Source organism: Pseudomonas monsensis (assembly GCF_014268495.2).
GTDB lineage: Bacteria > Pseudomonadota > Gammaproteobacteria > Pseudomonadales > Pseudomonadaceae > Aquipseudomonas > Aquipseudomonas monsensis.
In genome coordinates, this window is the sequence record NZ_CP077087.1 from 5,524,967 (window position 1) to 5,548,566 (window position 23,600).

26 protein-coding genes are annotated in these 23,600 nt (G+C 60.3%); 15 read left to right on the forward strand and 11 right to left on the reverse strand.

The features are described from left to right. Positions 1–426 precede the first annotated feature (426 nt). Positions 427–1,935: a malate dehydrogenase (quinone) gene (mqo, locus tag HV782_RS24335; protein ID WP_123463077.1), complete on the forward strand. Its 1,509-nt coding sequence runs from the start codon at positions 427–429 to the stop codon at positions 1,933–1,935. Between the two features lie 125 nt (positions 1,936–2,060). Here the strand turns inward: mqo and HV782_RS24340 are convergent, their stop codons facing one another. The 3 genes from HV782_RS24340 to HV782_RS24350 all read right to left on the reverse strand — a co-directional run bounded on the left by HV782_RS24340 (position 2,061) and on the right by HV782_RS24350 (position 3,628). Beyond that, positions 2,061–2,348, reverse strand: coding sequence for a PA4642 family protein (locus HV782_RS24340; protein ID WP_123463076.1), 288 nt, complete (start codon positions 2,346–2,348; stop codon positions 2,061–2,063). 63 nt (positions 2,349–2,411) lie between these two features. Continuing rightward, positions 2,412–2,891, reverse strand: coding sequence for a hypothetical protein (locus HV782_RS24345; RefSeq protein ID WP_128614482.1), 480 nt, complete (start codon positions 2,889–2,891; stop codon positions 2,412–2,414). 179 nt (positions 2,892–3,070) lie between these two features. Further along, positions 3,071–3,628, reverse strand: a complete 558-nt coding sequence (locus tag HV782_RS24350) for a hypoxanthine-guanine phosphoribosyltransferase (RefSeq protein ID WP_123463072.1) — start codon at positions 3,626–3,628, stop codon at positions 3,071–3,073. Positions 3,629–3,803: 175 nt separating this feature from the next. On the opposite strand from HV782_RS24350, the gene upp reads away from it, so the two are divergent. Both upp and HV782_RS24360 read left to right on the forward strand, forming a co-directional pair. Then, positions 3,804–4,442 (forward strand): uracil phosphoribosyltransferase, encoded by a 639-nt coding sequence (upp, locus tag HV782_RS24355; RefSeq protein ID WP_122599134.1) that lies wholly within the window; start codon positions 3,804–3,806, stop codon positions 4,440–4,442. 2 nt (positions 4,443–4,444) lie between these two features. Beyond that, the gene (locus HV782_RS24360; RefSeq protein ID WP_186747995.1) at positions 4,445–5,719 is read left to right on the forward strand and encodes a uracil-xanthine permease family protein; all 1,275 of its coding nucleotides are present in this window, start codon (positions 4,445–4,447) and stop codon (positions 5,717–5,719) included. A gap of 101 nt (positions 5,720–5,820) precedes the next feature. On the opposite strand, the gene hemH is transcribed toward HV782_RS24360, so the two are convergent. Together hemH and HV782_RS24370 are read right to left on the reverse strand one after the other, a co-directional pair. Beyond that, positions 5,821–6,846 (reverse strand): ferrochelatase, encoded by a 1,026-nt coding sequence (gene hemH / locus HV782_RS24365; protein WP_186747996.1) that lies wholly within the window; start codon positions 6,844–6,846, stop codon positions 5,821–5,823. Between the two features lie 13 nt (positions 6,847–6,859). Beyond that, entirely contained in the window at positions 6,860–7,762 is a 903-nt protein-coding gene (locus HV782_RS24370) for a TIGR01777 family oxidoreductase (RefSeq protein WP_186747997.1), read from the reverse strand. 197 nt (positions 7,763–7,959) lie between these two features. Between HV782_RS24370 and HV782_RS24375 the strand changes: the two genes are divergently transcribed. From HV782_RS24375 to HV782_RS24430, 12 genes are all read left to right on the forward strand, one after another. Continuing rightward, positions 7,960–8,946 carry an NAD(P)/FAD-dependent oxidoreductase gene (locus tag HV782_RS24375; protein WP_123463063.1) on the forward strand — a complete coding sequence of 329 codons (987 nt, stop codon included), beginning with the start codon at positions 7,960–7,962 and terminating at the stop codon, positions 8,944–8,946. Continuing rightward, the gene (locus HV782_RS24380; RefSeq protein WP_123463061.1) at positions 8,943–9,161 is read left to right on the forward strand and encodes a TIGR02450 family Trp-rich protein; all 219 of its coding nucleotides are present in this window, start codon (positions 8,943–8,945) and stop codon (positions 9,159–9,161) included. Before HV782_RS24375 ends, HV782_RS24380 begins: the two co-directional genes overlap by 4 nt. A 178-nt stretch (positions 9,162–9,339) precedes the next feature. After that, positions 9,340–10,302, forward strand: a complete 963-nt coding sequence (locus HV782_RS24385; RefSeq protein ID WP_186747998.1) for a YbgA family protein — start codon at positions 9,340–9,342, stop codon at positions 10,300–10,302. Further along, complete coding sequence (locus HV782_RS24390) at positions 10,302–11,243, forward strand: MerR family transcriptional regulator (protein WP_186747999.1); 942 nt, start codon at positions 10,302–10,304, stop codon at positions 11,241–11,243. The genes HV782_RS24385 and HV782_RS24390 overlap by 1 nt, the downstream gene beginning before the upstream one ends. Before the next feature lie 19 nt (positions 11,244–11,262). Further along, the gene (phrB, locus tag HV782_RS24395; protein ID WP_186748000.1) at positions 11,263–12,705 is read left to right on the forward strand and encodes a deoxyribodipyrimidine photo-lyase; all 1,443 of its coding nucleotides are present in this window, start codon (positions 11,263–11,265) and stop codon (positions 12,703–12,705) included. Continuing rightward, positions 12,698–13,120: a nuclear transport factor 2 family protein gene (locus tag HV782_RS24400; RefSeq protein ID WP_123463053.1), complete on the forward strand. Its 423-nt coding sequence runs from the start codon at positions 12,698–12,700 to the stop codon at positions 13,118–13,120. The genes phrB and HV782_RS24400 overlap by 8 nt, the downstream gene beginning before the upstream one ends. Then, positions 13,117–13,899, forward strand: coding sequence for an SDR family NAD(P)-dependent oxidoreductase (locus HV782_RS24405; RefSeq protein ID WP_123463051.1), 783 nt, complete (start codon positions 13,117–13,119; stop codon positions 13,897–13,899). Before HV782_RS24400 ends, HV782_RS24405 begins: the two co-directional genes overlap by 4 nt. After that, positions 13,896–15,143 (forward strand): NAD(P)/FAD-dependent oxidoreductase, encoded by a 1,248-nt coding sequence (locus tag HV782_RS24410; RefSeq protein ID WP_128613853.1) that lies wholly within the window; start codon positions 13,896–13,898, stop codon positions 15,141–15,143. Before HV782_RS24405 ends, HV782_RS24410 begins: the two co-directional genes overlap by 4 nt. Next, on the forward strand, positions 15,140–15,955 hold the full coding sequence (locus tag HV782_RS24415; RefSeq protein ID WP_128613852.1) for a DUF1365 domain-containing protein: 816 nt from the start codon (positions 15,140–15,142) through the stop codon (positions 15,953–15,955). The genes HV782_RS24410 and HV782_RS24415 overlap by 4 nt, the downstream gene beginning before the upstream one ends. After that, the gene (locus HV782_RS24420) at positions 15,942–17,207 is read left to right on the forward strand and encodes an SAM-dependent methyltransferase (protein WP_123463045.1); all 1,266 of its coding nucleotides are present in this window, start codon (positions 15,942–15,944) and stop codon (positions 17,205–17,207) included. The genes HV782_RS24415 and HV782_RS24420 overlap by 14 nt, the downstream gene beginning before the upstream one ends. Beyond that, the gene (locus HV782_RS24425; RefSeq protein WP_123463043.1) at positions 17,200–17,691 is read left to right on the forward strand and encodes a DUF2878 domain-containing protein; all 492 of its coding nucleotides are present in this window, start codon (positions 17,200–17,202) and stop codon (positions 17,689–17,691) included. Before HV782_RS24420 ends, HV782_RS24425 begins: the two co-directional genes overlap by 8 nt. A 52-nt stretch (positions 17,692–17,743) precedes the next feature. Further along, the gene (locus HV782_RS24430; RefSeq protein WP_123463041.1) at positions 17,744–18,049 is read left to right on the forward strand and encodes a YkgJ family cysteine cluster protein; all 306 of its coding nucleotides are present in this window, start codon (positions 17,744–17,746) and stop codon (positions 18,047–18,049) included. Between the two features lie 88 nt (positions 18,050–18,137). Here HV782_RS24430 and HV782_RS24435 read toward each other — a convergent pair whose 3' ends face one another. From HV782_RS24435 to hemA, 6 genes are all read right to left on the reverse strand, one after another. Continuing rightward, complete coding sequence (locus HV782_RS24435) at positions 18,138–18,656, reverse strand: acyloxyacyl hydrolase (RefSeq protein ID WP_128613851.1); 519 nt, start codon at positions 18,654–18,656, stop codon at positions 18,138–18,140. A gap of 112 nt (positions 18,657–18,768) precedes the next feature. Beyond that, entirely contained in the window at positions 18,769–19,560 is a 792-nt protein-coding gene (murI, locus tag HV782_RS24440) for a glutamate racemase (protein ID WP_123463037.1), read from the reverse strand. Further along, entirely contained in the window at positions 19,553–20,308 is a 756-nt protein-coding gene (locus tag HV782_RS24445; RefSeq protein WP_123463035.1) for a molybdopterin-synthase adenylyltransferase MoeB, read from the reverse strand. Before HV782_RS24445 ends, murI begins: the two co-directional genes overlap by 8 nt. After that, entirely contained in the window at positions 20,302–21,132 is an 831-nt protein-coding gene (prmC, locus tag HV782_RS24450; RefSeq protein WP_186748001.1) for a peptide chain release factor N(5)-glutamine methyltransferase, read from the reverse strand. Before prmC ends, HV782_RS24445 begins: the two co-directional genes overlap by 7 nt. Further along, positions 21,133–22,215 (reverse strand): peptide chain release factor 1, encoded by a 1,083-nt coding sequence (prfA, locus tag HV782_RS24455; protein WP_123463031.1) that lies wholly within the window; start codon positions 22,213–22,215, stop codon positions 21,133–21,135. After that, positions 22,212–23,498 (reverse strand): glutamyl-tRNA reductase, encoded by a 1,287-nt coding sequence (gene hemA, locus HV782_RS24460; protein ID WP_102356846.1) that lies wholly within the window; start codon positions 23,496–23,498, stop codon positions 22,212–22,214. The genes prfA and hemA overlap by 4 nt, the downstream gene beginning before the upstream one ends. Between the last annotated feature and the right edge of the window lie 102 nt (positions 23,499–23,600).

The following is a 23,600-nucleotide window of genomic DNA, read 5'->3' on the forward strand; positions in this document are numbered from 1 at the left end:
GGGACAGCCCTTTTTGAGGTTCACGTCTTCAAAAGAGCGTGAAAAAAACGGGTTTTCACAACTTCACAAGAGTGTGGCGAGCAAATGAATAGTTTTGCGTCTGAACATGCACCATTAGCGTCTGAAACAGCCCAACGACACAGGACCGGATATACCTCGAATACCGGAGCCTGAAGCCTGTCCGCTACGGATTTGGTTGCACAAAAACGGATGTCTCGACCATAAGTCGAATTGCCAGCCACGTGCTGAAATGAGTTCATGTGACTCTTGAAGCCAGGCCGCCTGCATCCGTCGAAGTTGCGAAAAATTGCGAAGATTCGGACATGGCGAACCTGACCACGGATAGCCGGGACACAATTGACCTGTCCCTGAATGCCTGGCAGCCATGCCGACAATTTGGTGCTGCAGATTTTGGAGACGCGTTAAATGGCGCATAACGAAGCAGTCGACGTAGTTCTGGTGGGGGCCGGCATCATGAGCGCCACCCTGGCAGTGCTGCTCAAAGAGCTCGACCCCGCGATCAAGCTGGAAGTCGTCGAGCTGATGGATTCCGGTGCCGCGGAGAGTTCCAACCCATGGAACAACGCCGGTACCGGCCACGCCGGCCTGTGCGAGCTGAACTACACCCCGCAGGCTGCCGACGGCACCGTCGACATCAAGAAAGCCGTGCACATCAACACCCAGTTCGAAGTGTCCAAGCAGTTCTGGTCGTACCTGACCAAAAAAGGCACCTTCGGCTCGTGCAAGTCGTTCATCAGCCCGGTGCCACACCTGAGTTTCGTCCAGGGCGACAAAGGCGTTTCCTTCCTCAAGGAGCGTTTCGAGGTTCTGCACAAGCACCACGCCTTCGCCGACATGGAGTACACCGAAGACAAGGCCAAAATGGCCGAGTGGATGCCGCTGATGATGCCGGGCCGCTCGCCGGACGAAGTCCTCGCCGCGACCCGCGTGATGAACGGCACCGACGTCAACTTCGGCGCCCTGACCAATCAGTTGCTCAAGCACCTGACCAGCGCACCCGACACGCAAGTCAAATACTGCAAGCGCGTCACCGGTCTCAAGCGTAACGGCAACGGCTGGACCGTCAGCATCAAGGACGTCAACAGCGGCAGCAGCCGTGAAGTCGACGCCAGGTTCGTCTTCCTCGGCGCCGGTGGCGCGGCGCTGCCGTTGCTGCAGGCCTCGGGCATCGAAGAGAGCAAAGGCTTCGGCGGCTTCCCGATCAGCGGCCAGTGGCTGCGTTGCGACAACCCGGAAGTGGTCAAGCAGCACCAGGCCAAGGTTTACAGCCAGGCGGCCGTGGGTTCGCCACCAATGTCCGTGCCGCACCTGGACACCCGCGTGGTCGACGGCAAGAAGTCCCTGCTGTTCGGACCATACGCCGGTTTCACCACCAAGTTCCTCAAGCACGGCTCCTTCATGGACCTGCCGCTGTCGGTTCGCGCCGGCAACATCGGGCCGATGCTGGCGGTGGCAAAAAACAACATGGACCTGACCAAGTACCTGGTCAGCGAAGTGATGCAGTCGATGGAGCAGCGTCTGGATTCCCTGCGCCGTTTCTACCCGCAGGCGAAAGCCGAAGACTGGCGCCTGGAAGTGGCCGGCCAACGGGTGCAGATCATCAAGAAAGACCCGAAAAAGGGCGGCATCCTGCAATTCGGTACCGAACTGGTCGCGGCCAAGGACGGTTCCCTCGCCGCGCTGCTCGGTGCTTCGCCAGGAGCCTCGGTGACCGTTTCGATCATGCTGGAACTGATCGAGAAATGCTTCCCGGCCAAGGCCAAGGGTGAATGGGCTGCCAAACTGGCAGAGATCTTCCCGGCCCGCGAGAAGGTTCTGGAAACCGATGCTGCGCTGTATCGCAAGATCAACACGCAGAACAACATTGCCCTGGAACTGGTTGAAGAAAGCAGCGAGACCCCAAGCTTCGCTTGATCGCGCCGCATAAAAAACGCCCCGTACTCAGTGAGTGCGGGGCGTTTTTTTATGCCTGAAATTTGAAACCCGGACCTTTGTGGCGAGGGGATTTAGCGAACCGTCGCCACAGGTATCGGGAAATCTCAGGTGCGTGACTTGTTGATCAGTTCGATATAGTCCTGAGCGTTACGCTGATCGGCAATCAGATCAACGAAGGTCTTGCCCTGCTCATCCTTGCCATCCACGTCATAGCCAGCTTCAACGAAGAACGTCAGAAAGCGCTCGAAATCGTCGATGCGCAAACCACGGTAAGCCTTGACCAGTTTGTGCAGCGACGGCGAAGTGGCGTCGACCGGTTCAAAATCGAGGAACAGCTTGATCTGCTCATCGCCGATCTCGTCACCAATCACCTGTTTCTTATCTTTACGCATTGCCGACTCCAGCTCGCAGACATTACACGGGGCGGGCAGTTTACCCCTGCCCTGCCACCGGGCTCAACGCGCGCGCACGCTGCCAGTGTGCAAATCGGCCCAGATATGGCCGTTGGCGTAGCTGAGGAATTGCACATACACGGTATCGTTGCGCAACAGATCAATCACCACGCGGTACTGCGCCAATGGGTAAAACAGCGTCAGGGTTTTGCTTTTATCGTCATACACCGGTTTTTTCAGGCTTTTGCTTTCACCGTCGAAACTGACGAGCACTTGATTGACAGTCGCGCCTTTGTTCAGCGATTTGCCTTTAAGGCGGATCATCAGCGACGAGGTCACCGGTATGGGTTGCTGATTGGACTGACGTTGCGCGCCCACGACCACGGAATAATCGGTGACTTGCAACAGTTGTTGCTGCTCGGGCTCGGCATCGCGCAGGGTCAAGTCGTCCGGCGGCAGGAACTGACTGTGCATCGGCGCGGCGGACAGCGGCAGGCTGAGGGTCAATAACAGGGCGGCAAGGCTGCGGATCAAGAGGCGCATGACAGGCTCCGGGGGCGGGGCCGAGCACTCTAGCATGGGTGTCGCGGATGGATCAGCACACACAAAACAACTGTAGGAGTGAGCTTGCTCGCGAAGGCGGACTGACATTCAAAACAGATGTCGACTGATACACCGCTTTCGCGAGCAAGCTCGCTCCCACATTTAGATCGAGGCGCGGATTACATGCCTTTAACGGCGAAGATCCCGTTGGCGTTGCGCCAGTAGCCTTTGTAGTCCATGCCGTAACCGAAGATGTAACGGTCAACGCATGGCAGGCCGACGAAATCGGCTTTCAGGTCAGGACGCGCCTTGCGGTCGTGATCCTTGTCGATCAGCACGGCGGTGTGCACTTTGCGCGCGCCGGCGTGTTTGCAGAAGTCGATGATCGCGCCCAAGGTGTGACCTTCATCGAGGATGTCGTCGATGATCAGCACGTCGCGGTCGATGAACGAGACTTCCGGCTTGGCTTTCCAGAACAGGTCGCCACCGCTGGTTTCATTGCGATAGCGGGTCGCGTGCAGGTAGGACGCTTCCAGCGGGAACTGCAGATGAGTCAGCAGTTTGCCGGAGAAGATCAGGCCACCGTTCATCACGCAGAACACCACAGGGTTGCTCTCGGCCAGTTGTTCGTTGATGTGTGCACCGACGCGGGCAATGGCAGCCTCGACTTCAGCTTCGGTGTACAGGCAGTCAGCCTCTCGCATGACTTGACGGATATGCTCGAGATCAGCGGACATGGCGCTCTCCGGGGGGTGGTTGGCGGGGGGTATAGCCGCGAAAAGCGGGCAAAGGTACGCATCTCGCACGGCCGAATCAAGCCTTTATGGACTAACGTACTGTATGTCCTATAGGACATCACCCTCGGATAGATTAATCTAGGCCGGTTTTTTTGCCCGCCGCCGGAGTTTTTCCATGCCCATCCTCGAGATCCGCCATCCGCTGATCCGTCATAAACTCGGCCTGATGCGCCGTGCCGATATCAGCACCAAGAATTTCCGCGAGCTCGCTCAGGAAGTCGGCGCACTGTTGACCTATGAAGCTACAAAAGATTTGCCGCTCGAATCCTACGATATCCCGGGTTGGTGCGGCACCGTGTCGGTCGAGAAAATCGCCGGCAAGAAGATCACCGTCGTGCCGATCCTGCGCGCCGGCATCGGCATGCTCGAAGGCGTGCTGAGCCTGATCCCGGGCGCCAAGGTTTCCGCTGTGGGCGTGGCCCGCAACGAAGAAACCCTGCAAGCGCACACCTATCTGGAAAAACTGGTTCCGGAAATCGACGAACGCCTGGCAATGATCATCGACCCGATGCTCGCCACCGGCAGCTCGATGGTCGCGACCATCGACCTGCTGAAGAAAGCCGGTTGCAAGGACATCCGCGCAATGGTGCTGGTCGCCGCGCCGGAAGGTATTGCTGCCGTCGAAAAGGCTCACCCGGACGTGACCATCTACACCGCGTCCATTGATGAACGCTTGAACGAGCACGGTTACATCATTCCTGGACTTGGCGACGCCGGTGACAAGATCTTCGGCACCAAGCAGAAGGACGCGTAACCATGCAGCAAGAGTTCAACGATCCGCTCTGGCGCACGGTGCTCTCCGGCGCCCAGATGCTGTTCGTGGCTTTCGGCGCCCTGGTGCTGATGCCGCTGATCACCGGCCTTGACCCGAACGTGGCACTGTTCACCGCGGGTCTGGGGACGATTCTGTTCCAGATCGTCACCGGGCGTCAGGTGCCAGTGTTTCTGGCGTCGAGCTTCGCGTTCATCACCCCGATCATTCTCGCCAAGGGCCAGTTCGGCCTCGCCGCGACCATGGGCGGCGTGATGGCGGCCGGTTTCGTCTACACCTTCCTCGGCCTTGCCGTGAAGATCAAAGGCACCGGTTTTATCGACCGTTTGCTGCCGCCGGTGGTGATTGGTCCGGTGATCATTTCCATCGGCCTGGCCATGGCGCCGATTGCCGCGAACATGGCAATGGGCAAGGCTGGCGATGGTGCTGAACTGATCCACTACCAGACCGCGATGATGATCTCGATGCCAGCGCTGCTGACCACGTTGATCGTGGCGGTGTTCGGTAAAGGCATCTTCCGCCTGGTGCCGATCATTTCCGGTGTACTGGTCGGTTTTGCCATGGCGTTCTATTTCGGCGTAGTCGACACCGCGAAGATTGCTGCCGCGCCATGGTTTGCGATCCCGCACTTCACCGCGCCGGAGTTCAACTGGCAGGCGATTCTGTTCATCGTTCCGGTGGCACTGGCTCCGGCCATTGAGCACATCGGCGGCGTGATTGCAGTCGGCAGCGTGACCGGTCGCGATTACCTGAAGAAGCCGGGCCTGCATCGCACCTTGCTCGGTGACGGCATTGCCACCACCGCCGCCGGTCTGTTTGGCGGCCCGCCAAACACCACTTACGCCGAAGTGACTGGCGCCGTGATGCTGACCAAGAACTACAACCCGAAAATCATGACCTGGGCGGCGATCTTCGCCATCAGCCTGGCGTTCATCGGCAAGTTCGGCGCGCTGCTGCAGAGCATTCCGGTGCCGGTGATGGGCGGGATTCTGTGCCTGTTGTTCGGCTCGATCGCGGCGGTGGGGATGAACACCCTGATCCGTCACAAGATCGACCTGGGCGAAGCACGTAATCTGGTGATCGTCTCGGTGACCCTGGTATTCGGGATTGGCGGTGTGCTGGTCGGCACCGGGACTGGCCCGGACGACTTCGGCCTCAAAGGCATCGCGCTGTGCGCGGTGGTGGCGATTGCGCTGAACCTGATCCTGCCGGGCAATGACAGCTGGAAGCACAAGAAGGCGGATGAGCCGCTGATTTAAGGCCTGAAGATTTTTATTGCCTGACAGATAGCTATCGCGAGCAGGCTCACTCCTACAAGGTCAACGCACTACCTGTAGGAGTGAGCCTGCTGACGATACTTTCAGAGGGCCAGCGGCGCTCGTTCACACAGGGTGGCCAACGCCTTCGCCCATTGCGGGTCGTCGTTCAGGCACGGCACCAGCACCAACTCCTCGCCCCCCGCTTCGCGGAACTGTTCCTGGCCGCGATCGCCAATCTCTTCCAGCGTCTCGATGCAGTCGGCGACAAACGCCGGGCACATCACCAGAATTTTCTTCACGCCACTTTTCGCCAGTTCGTCCAGACGCGCTTCAGTGTAGGGTTCGATCCATTTCGCTCGCCCCAGACGCGACTGAAACGACACCGACCACTTGCCATCCGGCAAGCCCATGCGCTCGGCGAACAATGCCGCTGTACGCAGGCATTGCGCGCGATAACAGGTCGCCAGCACTGCCGGTGATGCGTTCTTGCAGCAGTCTTGATTCTTGAAGCAATGATTGCCGGTCGGATCGAGCTTGGTCAGATGCCGCTCCGGCAAGCCATGGAAGCTCAGCAACAGGTGATCGTAATCCTGCTGCAAGTGCGTTCTGGCGCTGGCGGCCAAGGCCTCGATGTATTCCGGCTGATCGTAAAACGGTTGCAGCACCGACAGCTGCACGTCGAGGTTCTTCTGGCGAATCACGCGCCGGGCTTCTTCGATCACGGTGGTCGTCGTGCTGTCGGCGAACTGTGGATAAAGCGGCGCCAGGGTGATGCGCTTATGCCCTGCCGCAACCAGTTGCAGCAACCGTGTTTCAATCGACGGCTCGCCGTAACGCATCGCCAGCTCCACAGGCCCGTGGCTCCATTGCGTTGTCATCTGCTGTTGCAGACGGCGACTGAGCACCACCAGTGGCGAGCCTTCCTCCCACCAGATCGAGGCATAGGCATGGGCCGACTGCTCGGGGCGCTTGATCAGGATCAGCGACACCAACAGACGCCGCACCGGCCACGGCAGGTCGATCACGTACGGGTCCATCAGGAATTGATTGAGGTAGCTGCGCACATCGGCCACCGAGGTGGAGGCCGGAGAACCCAGGTTGACCAGAAGCAAAGCGTGATCGGTCATGCAACGTCCTATTTCAGAGGCGGCTGGAGAGATCATCCAGAGCCGCGCGTAAATCCGTGAACCGGAAAGTGAAGCCCGCTTCCAGGAAGCGTGCCGGCATCGCCCGTTGGCCGCCCAGCAACAGCAAAGACATTTCGCCCAGACCGACCTTCAAGGCCAGGGTCGGCATCGGCATGAACGCCGGGCGGTGCAACACGCTGCCCAGCGTCTTGGCAAATTCGCGATTGCGCACCGGTTTCGGCGCGCACGCATTATAAGGACCACGGGCCTGATCGCGGTGCAGAAGAAAATCAATCAAGGCGATTTGATCCTCGATATGAATCCACGGCATCCACTGCCGGCCATTGCCCAAAGGCCCGCCCAGTCCAAGCTTGAACGGCAGCAGCAGCCGCGACAAAAAGCCGCCCTCGGCCGACAGCACCAGACCGGTTCGTACCAGCACCACGCGCACGCCAAACGCTTCGGCACGTTGCGCGGTTTCCTCCCAGGCGATGCACAGCTGGCTGGCGAAATCGTCGATCACCGGTGGCGACTCTTCAGTCAACTCGCGCTCGCCGCCATCGCCGTACCAGCCTATCGCCGAGCCCGAAATCAGCAGCGCAGGTTTCTGCGCTCGCGCTTCAAGCCAGGCCAGCAAGGTTTCCGTGAGCGTGATCCGACTGCTCCACAACAGCGCCTTGCGCCGATGGGTCCAGAGTCGATCAGCAATCGGCGCACCGGCGAGATTGACGATGACATCCACAAGCTCCTCGCCCAGGTCCTCCAGACGCGCGATGCCACGCACCTGCGCGCCGCAACGTTGCGCGACTTTTTCCGGGCGACGGCTCCACACGGTCAGGCGATGCCCCTGCTGCGACCAATGCCGGCAGAGCTGACGTCCTATCAAACCAGTACCGCCGGTCAGCAATATGTGCATGACATCTTCCTCGCGTGGCGTTTTACCCGGATCACTAGTCTATTTTTATAAGCAGGGATCTTTTCGTACGGGCAGGCTCTATTGTTTAACCATAGGCCAAGCTGCCAGAACGAGAACGCTAGAAGTTATACCAAAAAACAAAATTGTACAGGTTTCAATCACGGCGTAGTCTGTACAGAAAGGTAAACGAGGCCCCTATGACTGTACCTATCGCAATCATCGGCACCGGCATCGCCGGACTTTCGGCGGCCCAAGCTCTGACAGAGACCGGGCACACCGTCCAGTTGTTCGATAAAAGTCGCGGCAGCGGCGGACGCATGTCGAGCAAACGCAGCGACGCCGGTTCGCTGGACATGGGCGCGCAATATTTCACCGCCCGCGACCGGCGCTTCGTCACCGAGGTGCAGCGCTGGCAAAGCCAGGGCTGGGTAGCCGAGTGGACACCGCAGCTCTATACCTTCCATGGCGGGCAACTGAATCTGTCGCCGGATGAGCAGACGCGCTGGGTCGGTTCGCCACGCATGAGCGCCATCACCCGCGGCCTGCTCGAAGGGCTGGAAGTGCATTTCGCCTGTCGGATCACCGAGGTCTATCGCGGCGAACAACACTGGCACCTGCAGGATGCCGAGGGATTCACTCACGGCCCCTTCAGCCATGTCGTGATCGCCACGCCGGCACCGCAAGCCACGGCCTTGCTGGCCGCTGCGCCGAAACTCGCCGGTGCCGCCGCCGGGGTGAAAATGGACCCGACCTGGGCTGTCGCCCTTGCCTTCGAAACCCCGCTGGATACGCCCATCGAGGGCTGCTTCGTCCAGGACAGCCCACTCGACTGGCTGGCGCGCAACCGCAGTAAACCCGGACGCGACAACACCCTCGACACCTGGGTGCTGCACGCCACCAGCGCCTGGAGCCGGCAACACATCGACCTGTCCAAGGAAGCGGTGATCGAGCAATTGCACGGTGCCTTTGCCGAACTGTTGCACAGCGCGATGCCCGCGCCCACGTTCAGCCTCGCCCACCGCTGGCTCTATGCCCGTCCGGCCACCAGCCATGAATGGGGTACGCTGGCCGATGCCGATCTGGGCTTGTACGCCTGTGGTGACTGGTGCCTGTCCGGCCGCGTGGAAGGTGCCTGGCTCAGTGGTCAGGAGGCTGCAAGACGCTTGCACGAACATCTGCAATGAATCGAATCAATCCGCAGAAGCTGCTGCTGTCGAAATGGACAGCAGCTCACCCGCAAAATCGTGAAAAACATTTTCTGGTCACCGAGTTGTTCCGCGACGAGGAAGGCACAGTACTGGCCGTCGAACTGCAGGCGGTGCTGACCAAGCGCACCGAACGACTCGACTGGCAGGCCCTGCAAAACCCCGCCCACTGGAAATTCGGCTGGCAACTCTAGGCGCTGCCAGAGGCTGCAATCCTCTGATCGTAATCCTGGAGATTGACCATAAGATCGGAATCTACAGCGCCTCCCACAAAAACTTATACAAATAGTTTGACTTGTACACCTTTGAATCTATGCTAAGCACATGTTGTACAGATAAAGTCCACTGTACAGGTTTAGCTTCGAGGTGTTCATGTCCGATCTTTCCTCATCCCGGCCAAAAATCGCGATCAGTGCCTGCCTGATGGGTGCTGAAGTGCGTTACAACGGCGGACACAAGGAATCGCGCTTGTGCAGCCGGACCCTCACGGAATATTTCGACTTCATCCCGGTCTGCCCGGAAGTGGCCATCGGCCTGGGCATTCCTCGCGAGCCGATTCGGCTGGTGGGCAATCCCGATCAGCCCGAGGCGATCGGCACGGTCAACCCGTCGATCAACGTCACCGAACCCCTCGCCGCGTACGGTCAGAAAATGGCCGGCGAACTCAATGACATCTGCGGCTATATCTTCATGCAGCAGTCACCCTCGTGTGGCCTGGAGCGGGTCAAGGTCTATCAAGCCAACGGCGCACCGGTGAACGGCGGCGGCCGTGGCATCTATGCCCAGGCATTCTGCGCCAAACACCCGGACCTGCCGGTGGAAGAAGCCGGACGCCTGAACGACCCGGTGCTGCGCGAGAACTTCATTACCCGCGTCTTCGCCTACAGCGCGTGGCAGCACCTGCTCGAACAGGGTCTGAGCCGGCGCGCCCTCACCGAGTTTCATTCGCGCTACAAATACCTGCTGATGGCCCACAACCCGGTGCAATACAAAGCGCTCGGCAAACTGTTGGGCAATATGGCGAACAACGACCCTGCCGAACTCGGTCCGCGCTACTTCAGCGAGCTGATGCAGGCGTTGAAAAAATGCGCCACACGCGGCACCCACAGCAACGTTCTGCTGCACATCAGCGGTTACCTGAAACAGGCAATCAGTGCCGATGAAAAACAGGAAGTGCAACATGTCATCGGCCAGTACCGCCTCGGCATCGTGCCGCTGGTGGTCCCGCTGACGCTGCTCAAGCATCACTTCCGCCTCCATCCGGATCCGTACATTGCGCAGCAGGTTTACCTGCAACCGCATCCGGAAAACCTCAGCCTGCGAAACGCCATTTAATGAACGATAAACCCGACACCAGCGCCCAGGAAGACCTCGGCGCCGACTTCAAGAAAGCCCTTGATGAGGGCTGGTTGCCGATTCGCGAAGTGGCGCGGCAGACCGGCGTCAACGCGATCACCCTGCGAGCATGGGAGCGCCGTTACGGGCTGGTCGTGCCGCAGCGCACGCCCAAAGGCCATCGACTGTACAGCGCCGAGCATGTGCAACGGATTCTGACCATCCTCACCTGGCTTAACCGTGGCGTCGCCGTCAGCCAGGTCAAGCCGCTGCTCGACGCCGCGCCAGCGTCCGGCGAAGTCGTGGAAAACGATTGGCACCTGCTGCGCCAGACCCTGCTGAACGCCGTCACCCGCCTTAACGAACGTACCCTCGATGACAGCGTCAATCAGGCGATGGCGCTGTATCCGCCGCGCACCCTGTGCGAGCAATTGCTGATGCCACTGCTGGCCGAACTCGAACAACGCTGGCAGGGACAGTTCGGTGCGCAGATGGAGCGCACATTCTTTTATTCCTGGTTACGCAGCAAATTCGGCGCACGCATCTACCATAACAACCGTCAGTTGCATTCCGCACCGTTGCTCTTGATCAACCAATCAGACCTGCACATGGAACCTCATCTGTGGCTATGCGCGTGGCTGATCAGCAGTACCGATTGCCCGGTGCAAGTATTTGACTGGCCGCTGCCGCCCGGCGAACTGGCCTTGACTGTCGAGCACCTGCAGGCCCGTGGCGTGCTGCTGTACTCCAGCAAAGCGATGAACCTGGCGCAGTTGCCAAAGCTGTTGAATGGCATTAATTGCACAACAATGATCGCCGGACCAACGGTATGCATCCACCACGCCGAGTTGTCCGTAAGAACCACCGAGATCGCTGATTTGTACCTGGCCGAAGATCCGTTATCGGCACACCAGGCACTGCTTCAGCGTGGGCTGATTTAATGCGTTTGCGAGAAACATCATGCAACTGATCTGGCTGCGCAGCGATTTGCGCCAACATGACAATACCGCCCTCGCGGCCGCCGCAGCCCGCGGCCCGACGGTGGCCGTTTACCTGTTGAGCCCACAGCAGTGGCAGGAACATGACGACGCGCCGTGCAAGGTCGACTTCTGGCTGCGCAACCTGAGCGAACTGAGCGACAGCCTCGGCAAACTGAATATTCCCTTGCTGATCCGTACGGCCGGGCATTGGCATCAGGCCCCGGCGCAGTTGCTCAAGCTCTGCCGGGAACTCAAGGTCGAGGCGGTGCACGTCAACGAGGAATACGGCATCCACGAAAGCCGTCGCGATGCCGCCGTGGCCGAAGTGCTGAAGGCCGAAGGAATCGAATTTCACAGTTACCTCGACCAGTTGCTGTTCCAGCCGGGCACGGTCCTGACCCGCACCGGCACCTACTTTCAGGTGTTCAGCCAGTTCCGCAAGGTCTGCTATGAACGGTTGCACCGCTCGGTGCCGGCGCTGGTCAAGACACCCGGCAAACAGGCCGCGCAGGCAATCGACAGCGATCCGGTGCCGGCCGCCATAAAAGGTTTCGAAACACCGAGCGCGGCCTTGATCGCCCTGTGGCCCGCCGGCGAACAAGAAGCCCGGCGGCGCCTCGACACCTTCGCTGACGCACAAATCGATTACTACCAAAGCGAACGCGACTTCCCGGCAAAACCCGGCACCAGTCAACTTTCCGCGTACCTCGCTGCCGGAGTGATTTCGCCGCGTCAATGCCTGCACGCCGCCCTGCAAAGCAATCAGGGCGAGTTCGACAGCGGCAAGGTCGGTGCCGTCACCTGGATCAACGAGCTGCTGTGGCGCGAGTTCTACAAACACATCCTGGTCGGCTATCCACGGGTGTCGCGCCATCGTGCCTTCCGCCCGGAAACCGAGGCCCTCGCATGGCGCCATGCACCGGACGAACTCGCCGCCTGGCAACAAGCGCGCACCGGCCTGCCGATCATTGATGCCGCCATGCGCCAGCTGCTCGAAACCGGCTGGATGCACAATCGCCTGCGCATGGTGGTGGCGATGTTCCTGACCAAAAACCTGCTGATCGACTGGCGCGAAGGCGAACGTTTTTTCATGCGTCATCTGATCGATGGCGATCTGGCAGCGAACAACGGTGGCTGGCAATGGAGTGCTTCGACCGGTACCGATTCGGCGCCGTATTTCCGCATTTTCAACCCGTTGAGCCAGTCGGAAAAATTCGACAGCGAAGGCCTGTTCATCAAGCACTGGCTGCCTGAACTGGCCCGGTTGAATAAAAAGGAAATACATAATCCGGCCAATCTCGGCGGGCTGTTCGGCGTGGCGGACTACCCTTCGCCCATCGTCAACCTCAGCGCCTCCCGCGATCGCGCATTGGCCGCGTTCAAGAGCCTGCCTTCGCGCTCGACAGGAGCAGGTGATGAGTGAATTCCTGCACGGTTTTGCCCGGCAATTCGCGCAGTTGAATAAAGACAACCTGCACCGCCTGGGCGAGCTGTACAGCGATGACATTCACTTCACCGACCCGTTGCACGAAGTACAGGGACTGGTGCAATTGCGAGATTACTTTCGCGAGCTGTACAGCAATGTCAGCGAGCTGCGGTTCGACTTTCATGGTTTCGACCCGATCGGCGACGGCGAAGGCTACTTGCGTTGGGTCATGAGTTATCGCCATCCGCGACTGGCGGGGGGCCAGGTGATTCGTGTCAGCGGCTGTTCGCATCTGCTCTGGCACGACAAGGTTTATCGCCACCGGGATTATTTCGATGCCGGTGCGCTGCTGTATGAACATTTACCCGTATTGGGCCAGCTGATCAGGTGGCTAAAAAGGAGAATGGGATGAGTCGTACCCTTGCCCGGCGTTATTGGCTGACCGGTGCCAGCAGTGGCATCGGCGCAGCACTCGCCGAAGAGATCCTGAAGACCGGTGCGCATCTGGCCGTCAGTGCGCGTCAGGTGGCGCCACTGAAAGTGTTGGCGCAGCGTTATCCAGGGCAAGTGCTGGTGGTCGCGGGCGATTTGACCAACAGTCAGGTAGTGCGCGAGATCGGCGAACAGATCAGCGCCGAATGGGGCTCACTGGACACCGTGATTCTCAACGCCGGCACCTGTGAATATGTCGATGCAAAGCAGTTCGACGCCTCCATCGTCGAGCACGTGGTGCGTACCAATCTGCTCGCCAGCAGTTACTGCATCGAAGCCGCCCTGCCACTGTTGCGCAAAGGCACCGCACCGCATCTGGTCGGGGTCGCAAGTTCGGTGACGTATCTACCGTTGCCCAGAGCCGAAGCCTACGGCGCATCGAAAGCCGGGCTGCGTTACCTGTTCGAATCGCTGCGCATTGATCTGGCGGATGAAGGCATTGAAGTCACCGTGGTCAGCCCCGGTTTCGTCGAGACCCCGCTGACCGCCAAAAACGATTTCCCGATGCCCCTCAGCTGGCCTGTGGATAAAGCCGCACGTCACATCTTCGCCAGGCTCAAGGACCGGCCGCTGGAAATCGCTTTTCCGGCGCTGTTCATGGCGGCCTTGTGGCCGTTGTCGAAACTGCCGGCCCGTGTGCAGTTGGCGATTGGCAAGCGCATGGTGCGCAAGTCGCCTCCGCTGACGGATCCAACATGAAGATCGCTATCGTCGGCAGCGGGATCGCCGGGCTCACCTGCGCGTACCTGCTCGATCGTCGACATGACGTCACGGTGTTCGAGGCCAGCGACTGGGTCGGTGGTCACACGCACACGGTGCCGGTCACGGTCGACGGACGCCAGTACGCGGTGGATACCGGGTTCATCGTGTTCAATGACTGGACGTATCCGAATTTCATTCGCCTGCTCGACCAGCTCGGCGTGGCGAGCAAAGCGACCGAGATGAGTTTCTCGGTGAGCGATCCGGACACTGGCCTGGAATACAACGGCAACAACCTCAACAGTCTGTTCGCCCAGCGCAGCAATCTCTGGTCACCGGGGTTCTGGGGCATGTTGCGCGACATACTGCGCTTCAATAAAGAGGCCCAGCGCGACCTCGCCGAACGGCGCATCGCCAGCGACATGACGCTCGACGACTACCTCAAGGCCGGCGGGTATGGCGAGCGCTTCATCCTGCATTACATCGTGCCGATGGGCGCGGCGATCTGGTCGATGCCGATGGCCGAGATGCTCAAGTTTCCGCTGCAATTCTTCGTACGGTTCTTCAAGAACCACGGTCTGCTGTCGGTCAGCAATCGTCCGCAATGGCGGGTCATCGAAGGGGGTTCCAGCGCGTACATCGCGCCGTTGACGGAATCGTTCAAAGACAACATTCGCCTGAACTGTGGGGTGACCCGCGTCGAGCGCGACGAACACGGTGTGTTTATCCACAGCCCGGCAGGCATCGAACACTTCGACAAAGTCGTATTCGCCTGTCACAGCGATCAGGCCCTGCAACTGCTCGCCAGCCCGAGCGCTGCCGAACGGTCGATCCTCGGCGCCCTGCCCTATGCCGACAATGAAGTGGTGCTGCACACCGACACCGGCCTGCTGCCCACGCGCAAACTGGCCTGGGCGAGCTGGAACTATCGCCTCGGCGGTGCCGGTCACACCCAGGCCGCCGTGACCTACGACATGAACATCCTGCAAGGCATTCAGAGCGACACCACGTTCTGCGTCAGCCTGAATCAGAGCGCCGGCATCTCCCCGGACAAAATCCTGGCGCGCTTCACCTACGCCCACCCGCAATACAGCCTCGCCGCCGTGGCGGCACAACAACGCTGGAGCGAACTGGACGGGGTCGCGCACACCCATTATTGCGGCGCCTATTGGGCCAACGGCTTCCATGAAGACGGCGTGGTCAGCGCATTGCGCGTGGCTGCGGCGTTCGGGGAAACCTTATGAACAGTGCCCTTTACAGCGGCTGGATCGGCCATCGGCGCTTCGCGCCGCGCCGGCATGAGTTCCGCTACAAGATCGGTTTGCTCTACCTCGACCTGAGCGAACAGGACGAAGTATTTGCGCTGTCGCCACTGGCGGGACGGAGCAGGTTTGCGCCCTTTTCCTTCCGCGAAACCGATTACCTCAAAACCTTCACCCAGCGCGGTGTGCGGTTGATCGACGCGGTGCGTCAGCAGGTCGCCGCTGCCATCGGCCATGCCCCGCAAGGGTCGGTCTGCCTGCTGACGCAACCCCGCAGTTGGGGCTTGTCGTTCAATCCGGTGAGTTTCTTTTATTGCCATGAGGCTGACGGACAACTGGCGGCGATTGTCTGTGAAGTCACCAACACCCCGTGGCGTGAACGCTATCACTATGTATTGCCGGCCCGCGCACCGGTCGACCTGCTGGACTTTCACCAACACTTCGCCGTGGCCAAGGCGTTTCATGTGTCGCCGTTTCTGCCGCGCGACCTCGAATACCGCATGAGTTTCAGCCCCGCCGCACAAACCCTTGGTGTGCACATGGCTGACTGGCAGGGCGAACACAAACTGTTCGACGCCACCCTCAACCTGCAACGCGAGCCTCTCGACCGCCGCAGCCTGCACCGTTACCTGCGGCGTTTTCCGTGGATGACCGCGAAAACGGCCCTGGCGATTTATTGGCAAGCACTGCGCCTGCTGTGCAAACGCGCGCCCCTTTTCGCTCATCAGGCTGCCGACGGCAGCTTTCAAACCGCCACTGTCCCTCCCAGGAAACATCACCATGAAATCCTCTAGCCTGTCGGTCAGCCGGTTCAGCCCCCACAGCCTGACCGGATCGCTATTGCGCCGTGGCGTGTTGCGCCAACTGGCCCAGCTCAAACACGGGCAACTGCGGGTCATCGAGGAAGGCGAGCACCTGACGTTCGGGACGCCGGGCAGTCCGGTGCTCGGGGAAATCCACGTCAACGATCCGGCCGTGTGGGGCATGGTGGCCGGCAATGGTTCAATCGGTGCCGGCGAGGCGTTTATCCACGGCTACTGGAGTTCGCCAGACCTGACGGCAGTGGTACGGGTGTTCGTCAGCAACCTTGATGTGCTCGACGCGATGGAGGGTGGCCTGGCGCGCCTCGGCCGTCCGCTGGTGCAGGGGCTGCACTGGCTCAATCGCAACACGCGCAAGGGCTCGCAGCGAAATATTGCCGCGCACTACGACCTGGGCAACGAGCTGTTCGAGCAGTTTCTTGATCCGACCATGATGTACTCGGCCGCACAATTCCTCTCGCCCGAAGACAGCCTGGAACAGGCACAACTGAACAAACTGGAGCGGATCTGCCAGAAACTCGCGCTCAAACCCACTGACCATCTGCTGGAGATCGGCACCGGTTGGGGCAGCATGGCGCTCTACGCGGCGCAGCATTATGGCTGCCGCGTAACCACCACCACGCTGTCCAAAGAGCAGTACGCGTTTACCGCACGACGCATCGAACAGCTCGGCTTGCAGGAACGCGTCACCCTGTTGCTCAAGGACTATCGCGACCTCACCGGCGAGTACGACAAACTGGTGTCGATCGAGATGATCGAAGCCGTCGGCCATCGCTTTTTGCCGACCTACTTCAAGCAGTGCGCACAGCTGCTTAAAAGCAACGGCCTGATGCTGTTGCAGGCGATCACCATCCGCGATCAGCGCTATGAACAGGCCAAACGCGGAGTCGATTTCATCCAGCGTTACATCTTCCCGGGCGGCGCCCTGCCCTGTGTGCAGAAAATGCTCGAAGTGGTCAGCCGCGACACCGACATGAACCTGCTGCACATGGAAGATTTCGGCCTGCACTACGCGCGCACCCTGCGTATGTGGCACGAAAACTTTCGCCACGCCCACGGGCGCCTGAGCGAGTTGGGCTACGACGATTACTTCCTGCGGTTGTGGGAGTTCTACCTGTGTTACTGCGAGGGCGGCTTCCTCGAGCGCACCATCGGCACCGCGCAATTGTTGCTGGCCAAACCGGCGGCGATGCCGATGCCACTGCTCGGTCGCTTCGATGCTTGAGCGGCTGGCTAATGCGCTGCTGTTCCAGATCGGCTGGCTGGCCTGCGTGCTCGGCGGCAACAGTTTGTGGTTGCTGCTGGCGCTGGCCGTGCTGGTGATTCATCTGCGCTGGATCAGCAGTTGGGTGGAGGAAGGCCGGCTGATTCTGAGCGTGGTGATTGTCGGCACGGCGGTGGACAGCGTGTTGCGCGGTTTGAACGTATTCGAGTTTCAGGATCTTTCACCGCTGATTCCACTGTGGCTGATGCTGCTCTGGGCCCTGCTGGCCACCACCCTGCGCCATTGCCTTGCATGGAGCGCACGGCCCTGGTGGCTGGCGAGCATGCTCGGCGCCGTCGGCGGCGGCTTGTCGTATTACGCCGGCGGAAGGCTGGCCGGCGTGCAATTCCCCTATGGCGAGATACCGACCCTGATCGGCATCGGCCTGCTCTGGGCGCTGCTGTTTCCGTTGCTGCATGCGATGGCCCGACGGTTGAGCCACTGAGCGTCTGTCAGAGCGTTCACACACGCATCGGTCACTGCCTTACACTGCCGCCATGAAAACCATTCCCCACCGGCAAATCGTCGAACCTGCGGTCACGTGCTCGACCTGCGCGGCCTGCTGCTGTCAGCTGGAAGTGATGCTGATCACCGACACTGGCGTGCCCGAGCGCTTTATTGATACCGATGACTGGGGCGGTGAAGTGATGCTGCGTCTGGACGACGGCTGGTGTGCAGCGCTGGATCGCAACACCATGATGTGCACGATCTACGAGAAGCGCCCGCTGATCTGTCGCGAGTTCGAAATGGGCGCGCCTGAATGCATCGAAGAGCGCAAAGGTATTGCCACGGTGTATCGCTAACGTCGAAACCATCCCAAAACAAATGTAGGAGTGAGTAGCGTCTGACTGACACTGCGCTACTCACTCCTACAGGGATTAGATGTTGCCGTTACAGCGGCATCGTGTAATGCAGCGAGTAACTTTCTACCCCATCGTTGTTGCTGGAAAGGCCGGCGTTGGAATAGTGCGTTGCACGAATCCCGACTTCATGCCCGCCATTGAAACGCAGACCAAAACCGAAACGGTCTTCGAACTGGAAAGAGCCGCCGATATTGTTGGATTCGTATTTAGTGTTGGAAAACGCCGCCACGCCAATACCCGCCTCGACATACGGTTTGACCGACTGGCCGGCAAACTCGTAAACGAACACCGGCGAGAACGACAGGCTGTTGTTGCTGGAGGTCTTGTCACCTTCCCAGTAGGTGTAGGCGCCGCTCCAGTAACCGGTCAGGCGACCGACGTCACTCTGCAGCCAGCTCTTGTCCCAGTCGAAATTCATCCCCAGGCGATAAGTCATGGTCGAATCGCTTGTTGCACCGACGGCGAACTCGACGCCAGCAGCCTGTGCGGTAATGCTTTGCCCCATCAGTGCGGCCGCAATCGCGGCCAAGCAGAATAGTCGCTTCACTTTGAAACTTCCTTTTCCGGAACGATCGTTTGGTTTTCTAGTTGCATCACCGCTATAGAAGCCAGGGTCTACGCAGAAGTTCAGCTGTTTTTTTAGTTATTTCACACTATTTTTACAAGCTGAAGTTTTGCACATCGCCGGCTGTTTGCCCCAATAGCGGCAAAATACTTTTGAAGTACTGCGGATCGGCACTGGTCCAAAATCTGACCGCCCGGTTCGGGCCCTCGGCAAGCAGATCGCGCTCGGCCAATAACCGCCGAAGTTGTCGCGCCACTGCCGCGCCGGTGTCGATCAGGCTGATGTCCGGCGGAATCATCGACTTGAGCATCGGCTTGAGAAAAGGATAGTGGGTGCAGCCGAGAATGATCGTGTCACAACCATTGGCCAGCAGCGGTTCGACGTAGCCTTGCAACATCTGCCGCAACTCGGCGCTGTGCAGGTCGCCGCTTTCGATCAGCTCGACCAGACCGGGGCATGGCTGGGTAATGACGCGCACATCCGTGGCGAAACGATCAAGCAAAGCGGCGAATTTTGCGCTCTGCAAGGTGCCGGTGGTGGCGAGTACGCCGACCACGCCGCTGCGGGTGGCCGCCGCTGCCGGCTTGACCGCAGGCTCCATGCCGACCATCGGCCAGTCGGGGAAGTCGCGGCGCAATTCGGCAACCGCCGCCACCGTGGCGGTGTTGCAGGCGATCACCAGGGCCTTGGCGCCCTGCTCACGGAAAAACCCGGCCATCACGCTGCAACGCTGGCGAATGAACTCCGGGGTTTTCTCACCGTAGGGGATGTGTCCGCAATCGGCGAAGTACAACAGCGATTCATTGGGCAGCAAGTGCTGGATTTCCGCCAGCACCGACAGGCCGCCGACACCGGAGTCGAACACCGCGATCGGTGCGTCACGCATGAGCCGATCCACAGACACTGCATCCCGGATCGCGCTTGACCCGCAGTTCACGGAAACGCGAACCCAACGCATCGATCAACAACAGCCTGCCCACCAGCGGTTCACCGAAACCGACCAGTACCTTCAAGGCTTCCAGCGCTTGCAGGCTGCCGACCAGTCCCACGAGCGGCCCGACCACGCCGGCTTCGCTGCAGGTCAGTTCGGCTTCGCTGCCGTGCCCGTATAAACAGTGGTAGCAAGGGCTCTCGGGACGTCGCGGGTCGAACACCGACAGCTGCCCTTCAAGACGAATCGCCGCGCCGCTGACCAGCGGTTTGCCCGCAGCCACACACGCAGCGTTGACCGCCTCGCGCGTCGAAAAATTATCGGAACAATCGAGCACCAGATCCACCGCCGCCACTGCCGCGGCGAGGGAGTCCTCGTCCAGCGCCTGACGATGGGCGATCAGCCGAATCTCGGGGTTGATCGCGCCCAGTCGCTTGAGCGCCGAGTCGACCTTGCTCATGCCGACACTGTCGGTGTCATGGATGATCTGGCGTTGCAGGTTGGTCAGGTCGACCGTATCGAAGTCCGCGAGATGCAACTCACCGACCCCCGCCGCCGCCAGATACAACGCAACCGGTGCACCGAGCCCGCCGAGGCCGACGATCAACACGCGGCTGTCTTTGAGCTTCAGTTGGCCGTCGATGTCGATGTGTTGCAGGAGAATCTGCCGACTGTAACGCAGCAATTCCTGATCATTCAGCACGGCAGGCGCCCCAGGCTGATCCGTTGATGGCCGCCCAGATCGGTGCGGCTGTGGACTTCTTCGAAACCGCGGGTCAGCAGCAAATCGCGCACGGCTTCGGCTTGATCATAGCCGTGCTCGAGCATCAGCCAGCCACCCGCCTCCAGATGCTCCGGCGCCTGGGCGACGATCAGGCGCAGATCGTCGAGCCCGTCCACGCCGGCGACCAGAGCGCTGGCCGGTTCGAAGCGCACATCGCCTTCGACAAGGTGCGGGTCTGCCGCCGCAATATAGGGCGGGTTGCTGATGATCAATTGAAACCGCTGGCCTGCCAGTGCGCTGAACCAGTGACTGCTCAACACCGTGGCGTTGTCCAGGTGCAGACGCTGGCGATTGCGCTCGGCCAGGGCAACGGCTTCCAGCACCCGATCGACCGCCGTGACACGCCACGCCGGACGCTCACTGGCCAGAGCCAAAGCAATCGCGCCGCTGCCAGTGCCAAGGTCGAGGACTTTGGCCGGGGTCGCGGGGAGCAACTCCAGCGCGGCTTCCACCAGCAACTCAGTGTCCGGACGCGGGATCAGCGTGTGCGGCGCCACTTCCAGATCGAGTTTCCAGAAACCTTGCTGCCCCAGAATATAGGCCACCGGCTCGCCGCCACGCCGCCGTTGCAGGTATTCGGCGAACGTCAGCGCGGCCTCTGTCGGCACGATGCGCTCGGGCCAGGTGTGCAGAAAGCTGCGCGACTTGCCCAGCGCAGCAGCGAGGAGCAGTTCGGCGTCGAGGCGCGCAGTCGGTGAGTCCGGTAATTCGGCGGCGCGCAACAGGCTGGCAATGATGGTCATTTATTCACCTATCGCTGCGAGTTGGTCAGCCTGGTATTCGGCCAGCAAAGGCTCGATCACCGCTTCCACGCCACCGGCGAGAATTTCATCCAGGGAATACAGGGTCAGGTTGACGCGATGGTCGGTGACCCGGCCTTGGGCAAAGTTGTAGGTGCGGATGCGCTCCGAACGGTCGCCCGAGCCCACCAGCAATTTACGCTCGCTGGCGATCGCATTGGCCGCCGCAGCGGTTTGTTGATCGTTGAGCTTGGCCGACAACCACGCCATAGCGCGGGCACGGTTCTTGTGCTGGGAACGTTCTTCCTGACACTCAACGACGGTGCCGGTCGGTATGTGCGTGATGCGGATCGCCGAATCGGTCGTGTTGACGTGCTGCCCACCAGCCCCGGAAGAACGGTAAGTGTCGACGCGCAAGTCCGCCGGGTTGATCTCGATGGCTTCGCGCTCGTCCGGCTCGGGCAACACCGCCACGGTGCAGGCCGAGGTGTGGATACGGCCCTGGGATTCGGTGGCCGGCACACGCTGTACGCGGTGCGCGCCGGATTCGAATTTCAGCTTGCCGTAAACGTTGTCGCCTTCAATGCGGGCGATGACTTCTTTATAGCCACCGTGTTCGCCTTCGTTTTCCGAAAGGATCTCCACCCGCCAGCCACGACGTTCGGCGTAACGCGAGTACATGCGGAACAGGTCGCCGGAGAAAATCGCCGCCTCGTCGCCACCGGTACCGGCGCGAATTTCGAGGAAGACGTTGCGACCGTCGTTGGGATCCTTGGGCAGCAACATTCGCTGCAGATCGGATTCCAGGGTGATCAGCAATTCTTTGGCTTCGCGGACTTCTTCCACGGCCATTTCACGCATGTCCGGGTCGCTATCCTTGAGCAGCGCCTGCGCGCCTTCAAGATCGCCCTGCACGCTGAGCAGCTTTTTATAGGCGTGAACGACCGGTTCGAGTTCGGCGTATTCCTTGGAGTAGGCGCGAAACCTGGCCTGATCGGCAATGACCTCGCCGTCGCCGAGCAGTGCGGTCAGTTCCTCGAAACGGTCCTGGAGGATGTCCAGCTTATTGAGCAGTGACGCTTTCATTGCGGTTTTTTATCCGAAAAGCTATCCGGTGAGCCCTCGAGGGCAAAGAGTTCCTGGGCCATGGCCAGCGCATCGAGGCGGCCTTCGGCAGAAAGCTTTTTCAGTTGCACGCTGGGCGCGTGCAACAATTTATTGGTCAGGCCACGGGCCAGTTGCCCCAGCACGTCTTCGGCGTTACCGCCGTTGGCCAGCAGACGCAGGGCTTTTTGCAGCTCCTCGTCGCGCAGCCTTTCGCTCTGTTGACGATAGGCCTTGAGCACGTCGACCGCCGCCAATTCGCGCAGGCGCACCATGAAGTCGTCGGCGCCGACCGAGACCATTTCTTCGGCCGCTTGCGCTGCGCCCTGGCGACTCTTGAGGTTTTCGGCGACGACTTCGTGAAGATCGTCGACGCTATAGAGGTAAACGTCGTCGAGCTCGCCGACTTCCGGTTCGATATCCCGAGGCACGGCAATGTCGACCATGAAGATCGGCTTGTGCTTGCGCTGCTTCAGCGCGCTTTCGACGGCGCCCTTGCCGAGGATCGGCAACTGACTGGCGGTCGAACTGATGACGATGTCACTGCGCACCAGTTCCGCCGGGATGTCCGAGAGCAACACCGCATGCGCGCCAAACTGCTCGGCCAGCAGGCTCGCACGCTCCAGCGTACGGTTGGCGACGACGATGCGCTTGACCCCCAGCTCATGCAAGTGGCGGGCGACCAGGGTGATGGTCTCGCCGGCGCCGATCAGCAGCGCCTGGCTGCGTTGCAAGTCGCTGAAAATCTGTTTGGCCAGGCTGACCGCCGCAAACGCCACGGACACCGGGTTCTCGCCGATCGCCGTATCGGTACGCACTTGCTTGGCGGCGTTGAACGTCGCCTGGAACAGGCGCCCGAGCAACGGGCCGATGGTGCCGGCCTCACGGGCCACGGCGTAGGCCGACTTCATCTGACCGAGAATCTGCGGTTCGCCCAACACCAGCGAATCGAGCCCGGAGGCGACGCGCATCATGTGACGAACTGCCGCATCATCTTCGTGCACATAAGCACTCGCGCGCAGCTCGTCGAGGCTCAAATGGTGATAATCGGCCAGCCAGCGCAGCACGATGTCAGCCGACAGCTGATCCTGTTCTATATAAAGCTCACTGCGATTGCAGGTGGAGAGGATCGCAGCTTCGCGGCTGTCGGTGAGTCGGCAGAGCTGCTGCAAGGCCTCAACCAGCTGCTCAGGCGTAAAGGCCACGCGCTCGCGGACGTCTACGGACGCAGTCTTGTGGTTAATACCGAGTGCAAGGAAGGCCATTCAAGGTCGCTGATGGTGACGTGAAGCCGGCAATTGTCCTACTTCGTCAGATTCAGAACAACTATTGGATATCTATCACCCTTATTGTATCCACCGCCTGCT